This is a genomic window from Hydrogenimonas sp., assembly GCF_029932565.1.
Lineage (GTDB): Bacteria > Campylobacterota > Campylobacteria > Campylobacterales > Hydrogenimonadaceae > Hydrogenimonas.
The window spans coordinates 1-6,071 of the sequence record NZ_JAOZPV010000089.1; the positions used below are offsets into that span (position 1 = coordinate 1).

Consider the following 6,071-nt stretch of genomic DNA (forward strand, 5'->3'; position numbering starts at 1 on the left):
ATGGGTTCTAGTTTCTTTTAGAGAAAAGCTGATACAATAATATTTCAAATTTTTTCAGAGGCGTTCAACCATCATGATGAAACGATTCCATTCACTTTTTTTTATACTCATACTCTCTGTCTCTTCCGTGGTCGGAGGGCTTGTCGATGCGGTCAGCATCGTGGTCGACGACCAGCCCGTTACGCTTTACGAGATCTACAAAGTCGAAAAACAGCTGGGGCTGCCGAAAGAGAAAGCAGTCGAATATATGATCAAACAGAAGCTCAAGGACGAGGAACTCAAGCGGCTTGGTGTCGAGGTGGACGAGTTCGATGTCAACCAGGAGATCGAGCGCATTGCAAAAAAGAGCGGGATCGATTCACTGAAACTTCGGTCCATCATGGCGAAACGGGGTGTTGACTGGAGCGACTACAAGAAACAGGTGAAAGAGAAGCTGCTGCAGGAGAGGCTGTATGAGCGGATTTTGAGTACGAAAATCCAACCGCCGAGTGAAGGGACGCTTCAGGAATATTATCAGCTGCATATCGGCGAGTTTTCGATTCCGGAGGCGATTCAGGTGATTCAGTATTCGGCAACCGACAGAAAGGCTCTGAAAGAGGCGATGCAAAACCCGATGGCTTCGGTTCCCGGTGTCAGCCGCAATGCGCAGATGATTCGATCCGATCAGGTCAATCAGCAGCTGCTTTTTCTTCTGACCCAGACGCCCAAGGGAAAGTTTACACAGATTATCCCCGTCAAAGGGCAGTATGTCGTCTTCTACGTTCAGGAGTTCGTCAATCCCCGTCCTCTTCCATACGATCAGGTCAAACAGCAGGTTTATGCCAAATGGATGGAGGAGAAGCGCAAAGAGGCGATCAAGAGCCATTTCGACAAGCTCCGGGCCGCCGCGAACATCAAGGTGTTGCGGGCACCGTAAAAGCAATGGTGAACAGTAAACAGTGAACGGGGCGCGCACGGTCCTCGGCCGCCGCTATAAGAGAACTCTCCGTTCCCCGTATCCTATTTCCTGCTCATCCAATCAAAGGTGTTCTTCGAGATACTTGGTGTCGAAATTGTTTTCGATAAAGTCGGGGTTGCGCATCATCTTTCGGTGAAAGTCGATGACGGTTTTGATGCCGCCCACTTCGAATTCGTCCATGGCCCGACGCATTTTTTTAATGGCGCGGTCCCGATTCTCGTCCCACACGATCACTTTGCCGATCATCGAATCGTAGTGCTGTGGAATGATATATCCCGCATGGGCATGGCTGTCGATGCGCACATCTTTGCCGCCGGGTGCGATCCAGTTGTTGATTTTGCCAGGACACGGCATGAACGAAATGGGGTCTTCCGCCGTGATGCGGCACTCGATGGCGTGACCCTCGAGCCGCACGTCGCTCTGGTCGAACAGGGTCTCTCCCTCCGCGATGCGGATCATCCATTCGATGATGTCGATGCCGCTGACCATCTCGCTGACACAGTGTTCGACCTGGAGTCGCGTGTTCATCTCCATGAAATAGAAGTTTTTGTGCTTGTCCACGAGGAACTCGAAGGTTCCGGCGCTCTCGTAGCCAATGTGTCTGGTGGCTTTGACGGCCGCTTCGTGGAGGCGTGCACGTGTCTCATCATCGAGGAAAAGGGCGGGAGACTCTTCGATCAGCTTCTGATGTCGGCGCTGCATCGAGCAGTCGCGCTCTCCGATATGCACGGCGTTGCCGTGGCTGTCGGCGAGTACCTGCACTTCAATATGCCGCGGTTTTTCGATAAATTTTTCCATGTAGATCGTGCCGTCGCCGAACGCCGTGATCGCTTCGCTTTCGGCGGCGAGATAGGCATTTTCGATATAGCTTTCGTCTTCGACGACACGCATGCCGCGTCCGCCGCCGCCCGCCGCCGCTTTGAGAATAACGGGGAAGCCCATCTCTCTGGCCAGTTTGCGCGCCTCTTCGACATCTTTGATGGCGCCATCGCTTCCGGGAATGACCGGTACACCCGCCTCTTTCATCACCTGCTTGGCCTTCGATTTGTCACTCATGAGCGCCATTACGTCGACACTTGGACCGATGAATTTGATATTGTGGTATTTGCAGATTTCAACGAAGTTCTGGTTTTCGCTCAGGAAGCCGTAGCCTGGAAAAACCGCATCGCAGTCACTGACCTCGGCTGCCGCGATGATCGCGGGAATGTTGAGGTAACTTTCGGTGCTTTTGGGTCCCCCGATGCAGATCGTCGCATCCGCAAGACGCAGATAGCTTGCATCTTTGTCGGCAGTCGAGTAGACGGCGACGGCCTCTTTCCCCATCTCTTTGATTGTACGGATTGCCCGCAGCGCGATCTCACCGCGGTTGGCGATAAGAATACGTTTGATTTCAGCCATTTGATCAGACCTTTTCGACCAAGAAGAGCGGCATATCGTATTCGACCGGCTGACCGTCTTCGACCAGTATGTCGAGGATTTTGCAGTCGTACTCCGCCTCGAGCTCGTTCATGATTTTCATCGCCTCGAGGATGCAGAGCGGCTGCCCTTTTTTGACGACATCGCCTTTTTTGACGAACGGAGGTGAATCGGGTGACGGAGAGCGGTAGAAAGTTCCGACCATCGGCGAGGTAATGTAGACCGCATTCTCCGGAAGCTCCCCTTTTCCGGCAGGCTGCGCAGCAGCTGTCGGTGCTGCTGCCGGCGCCGGTGCCGCTGTTGTCGTTTGTTGTGCCGGTACAGTAGCGGCCGGTGCGGCAGCACCCCCTTTTTCGAGTGTCAAACCGAAGTCGCCGTTTTCGATCTTCAATTTGCTCAGGCTGCTGCCGTTAAATACTTTAATCAGGTCTTTTATCTCTTTCAGATTCATGCTTTTCTCCACATTAAATTTGAGTGTAACATTGGCTATAATATCAAAATTATATTGAGAGGATGATTTATGGGGCTCAAAAGCGACAGCTGGATACGTGAAAAAGCGTTGAAGGAGAAGATGATCGAACCCTTCTGCGAAGATCAGGTCGGCAAAGGGGTCGTCAGTTACGGACTCAGCAGTTACGGATACGATATCCGGGTCAGCGACGAATTCAAGATCTTTACCAATGTCAATGCCGAAGTGGTGGATCCGAAACATTTCGACGAACGCAACGTCGTCGATTTTCAGGGTGATGTCTGCATCGTACCGCCCAACTCCTTCGCACTGGCGCGCACCGTGGAGTATTTCCGCATACCGCGCAATGTCCTGGCGATCTGTCTGGGAAAAAGCACCTACGCCCGCTGCGGCATCATCGTCAATGTGACGCCGTTCGAACCGGAGTTCGAGGGGCACATCACGATCGAAATTTCCAACACGACGCCGCTACCGGCAAAAATATATGCCAACGAGGGGATTGCGCAGGTCCTCTTTCTCGAAGGGGATGAACCGTGCGAAGTGAGCTACAAAGACAAGGCGGGCAAATATCAGGCGCAGAGAGGCATCACGCTGCCGCGTATCCTGGATGAGATATGAGGCAATTACTGGTTCTGCTGACGATTGTCGTTTTCGTCGCCATCGCCTTTTACGTCAACCAGTCCCGTCACCGTTCCACAACCCTGCATCACCATGCTTCGGAAAAAGAGGCGGCAGAGTGTCTGACCTGTCGGGAGCGGGAGGCAGAACGCACCATCGAGGAACTTCGCTCCGTGGCATATCTGGAGCAGTATGTCGAAGATGTCATCAACCATGGTTCGTCCCAAAAACTCGGTTTCGCCTATGGCGATATGCCGGCCAACATGGCCGATGAAAAGGCGGCTCCGAAAATCGCGGCCTATGTCGCAACGCTGGCGGGACGGAAGCCGACCCATCCCGAATGGGTCAAAGAGGGACATACGTTTTATGTGAGCAACTGCGGAGGCTGCCACGGGGAAGACGGAAAGGGTGTACACGGCACCTTTCCCGACCTCACGCGCAATCCGATGCTTGGTATCGAGCACCGGATACGCAAGGCGACGAAAAGGTAGCCGCCGTCACTGTGTGAACTGCTCCGCGAGATCTTTCCAGTCCAGTTTCTTCACCATCTCCAGGGCATCTTTCCAATCAAGGTTCTCGAAATTCACCGCGAGCACGGCGTTGGGTGCGAGCTGTACCACGATGCCGCCCGAGCGCTCTTGTTTGTCATAGGATATCCCGACGGTAAAGTTGTCGACCTTCTCGATCTTCACCAGCGCCTCGTCGTTCTCCACCTCTGTTCCGGTACTGTACGGTCCCCACATCATCATCGCCTGCATACCGCTGACGACGGTCGTTTCGATTGTGGCGTCCCCCTTCGTGTAGCTTTTTGTCGCAGTAACCACGTCCCCCATCATCGGGTTGGTCATTTTCATCCCCTCGCACTGGCTCATGGTCCAGCCGGGAATATCTCCGATCTTGTCGCACAGAACCTTGTAGTCGGGCAGAGCGCCCGCCTCCAGTGCTGCCGCAAGAAGCGTGACACCCACTAAAAGGGTTGTCTTTTTCATCTCTATCCTCCTTTGTTGAAATGGTGAACCGAGATCCTCCGGGAAAGCATCGGAGTGATCGGTGGAATCTCTCCTATCGGAGTATGCGTATCCGCGGACAGTATCGGCGGTCGAACCGGATGTGCGCCGAGTTGTAGACGGCGTACCAGCCCGATATGTCACCTCCTGTACATTCGGGCGGGATGTAGTAGATCATGTAACCCGGTTTCGCCGACTTTTCCATGGCATCGATATCCCCTCCGTCGATACCATGCAGATAACCCGCCTCTTTGAGACGCCAGAGCAGTCGCCGAATTCCATGTTTGAAGTCGAAATTCCGTACCTGCACCATATCGACGGCGAAGGTTTCGTATTCGGTGCGCCCTTCACCGAAACCTTCGGGAAACCGGGCGCCGTAGAGCACTTTTTTGAGCAGGCCGTTGATCCGGTGCAGGCTCTTCTTCGCATCTTCGAGTGTGTCAAAGCCTCCCTTTGTGCCGATGTCGGCCTGCAGCTCCATGTAGGCGGGTGCAACCCACTGGAATCGCCACTTTTTGAACGAGGGATCTTCACATCTTTCCCTGCACTGCACGTTGGAGACGAACTCCTTCTCCAGGTGGTGGTAGAGGACTTCGTCGGCCCTGTTGCGATTCTCGTTGAGACATCTGCCGAAGCTCTCCCACCCTTTGAGACACTCTTTTTCGATGAACCAGGTGCGCAGATCGGCAGTGGTGGTTATTTTCTGGGCCTTCTCTTCCGGCTGTTTGATGAGGTCGATGCGGATGATGCCACTGTCGGTTCCGACCCGAAGCTCGTCGGCCCCCAGCTTTTTGCGCACCTTTTCAAGCCAGGCGGCCGGCACCGATCTGAGTTCCACGCCGGGCCGATTGAGCCACACTGTGACCCGGTCATCCATAGGAATTGTGGCGGCCAGCAACAGAGGCAGGGAGAGCACCGCAAGAATCCTCCATCCTTTCATCGTCTCTTCCTACTCTATGATGCGTATTTCGACTCGGCGATTCTTCGCGCGTCCCGCTTCGGTTCCGTTGTCGGCGATCGGGTCGGCCTTGCCTTTGCCGACGATCCCGAAGAGTTTCGGATCGACCTTTTCACAGTAGATCAGATAGTCGGCTACAGACTGGGCCCGCTGCAGGGAAAGTTTGAGGTTGTAGGTTTCCGAGCCTATATTGTCGGTGTAGCCGGTGACGACGATCTTTTTCGCCGGATTTTCGCGTATGATGTCGCCCACGACCGAGAGTGCCTCCTTCGCTTCGGGTTTGAGGATGAACTCGTTGAAATCGAAGAGCACCTTCTCCGGCACCGTAAGCTTCATCCCCTCTTCGGTCTTTTTCACGCCGATACCCAGCTTTTCGGGTGTGGGTTTCGCCTCTTTTTCGGTGTATTTGGCAACGCGGATGTTTGAAATGAGTGCTCCGTATGCGGGTGTTTCCCACATCTGAAACTCAAAACCGTGGGCCGTTTTGTGGAAAGGGATCGAGACAAGGCGTTTGCCGTCGGCAAATACCCGGTATTGATGCCGCCGCACCTGGATGGCGATATGCATCCTCTTCTCTTTGGGATGGGGAGCGTTCAGGATGCGCCCGACCTTTCGAAGCTCCAGCCGGTCGGCGTAGAAGACCAC

Annotated in this window: 8 protein-coding genes; 3 read left to right on the top strand and 5 right to left on the bottom strand. The window is 54.1% G+C overall.

Annotation, left to right across the window (positions count from 1 at the left end; all coding sequences use genetic code 11):
- Positions 1-73 precede the first annotated feature (73 nt).
- Positions 74-916 carry a peptidylprolyl isomerase gene (locus Q1K24_RS08770; protein WP_300369005.1) on the top strand — a complete coding sequence of 281 codons (843 nt, stop codon included), beginning with the start codon at positions 74-76 and terminating at the stop codon, positions 914-916.
- A gap of 102 nt (positions 917-1,018) precedes the next feature.
- Here the strand turns inward: Q1K24_RS08770 and Q1K24_RS08775 are convergent, their stop codons facing one another.
- Both Q1K24_RS08775 and accB read right to left on the bottom strand, forming a co-directional pair.
- Positions 1,019-2,356, bottom strand: a complete 1,338-nt coding sequence (locus Q1K24_RS08775) for an acetyl-CoA carboxylase biotin carboxylase subunit (protein ID WP_300369007.1) — start codon at positions 2,354-2,356, stop codon at positions 1,019-1,021.
- Positions 2,357-2,360: 4 nt separating this feature from the next.
- On the bottom strand, positions 2,361-2,825 hold the full coding sequence (accB, locus tag Q1K24_RS08780; RefSeq protein ID WP_300369010.1) for an acetyl-CoA carboxylase biotin carboxyl carrier protein: 465 nt from the start codon (positions 2,823-2,825) through the stop codon (positions 2,361-2,363).
- A 69-nt stretch (positions 2,826-2,894) separates the two neighbouring features.
- On the opposite strand from accB, the gene dcd reads away from it, so the two are divergent.
- Positions 2,895-3,461, top strand: coding sequence for a dCTP deaminase (gene dcd / locus Q1K24_RS08785; protein ID WP_300369012.1), 567 nt, complete (start codon positions 2,895-2,897; stop codon positions 3,459-3,461).
- Positions 3,458-3,952 carry a c-type cytochrome gene (locus Q1K24_RS08790; protein ID WP_300369015.1) on the top strand — a complete coding sequence of 165 codons (495 nt, stop codon included), beginning with the start codon at positions 3,458-3,460 and terminating at the stop codon, positions 3,950-3,952. The genes dcd and Q1K24_RS08790 overlap by 4 nt, the downstream gene beginning before the upstream one ends.
- Positions 3,953-3,958: 6 nt before the next feature.
- Here Q1K24_RS08790 and Q1K24_RS08795 read toward each other — a convergent pair whose 3' ends face one another.
- The 3 genes from Q1K24_RS08795 to Q1K24_RS08805 all read right to left on the bottom strand — a co-directional run.
- Positions 3,959-4,450, bottom strand: coding sequence for a hypothetical protein (locus tag Q1K24_RS08795; protein WP_300369018.1), 492 nt, complete (start codon positions 4,448-4,450; stop codon positions 3,959-3,961).
- Between the two features lie 73 nt (positions 4,451-4,523).
- Entirely contained in the window at positions 4,524-5,408 is an 885-nt protein-coding gene (locus tag Q1K24_RS08800) for a hypothetical protein (RefSeq protein WP_300369021.1), read from the bottom strand.
- A 9-nt stretch (positions 5,409-5,417) separates the two neighbouring features.
- A partial coding sequence (locus Q1K24_RS08805; protein WP_300369024.1) for an OmpA family protein occupies positions 5,418-6,071 on the bottom strand: 654 nt, incomplete at its 5' end.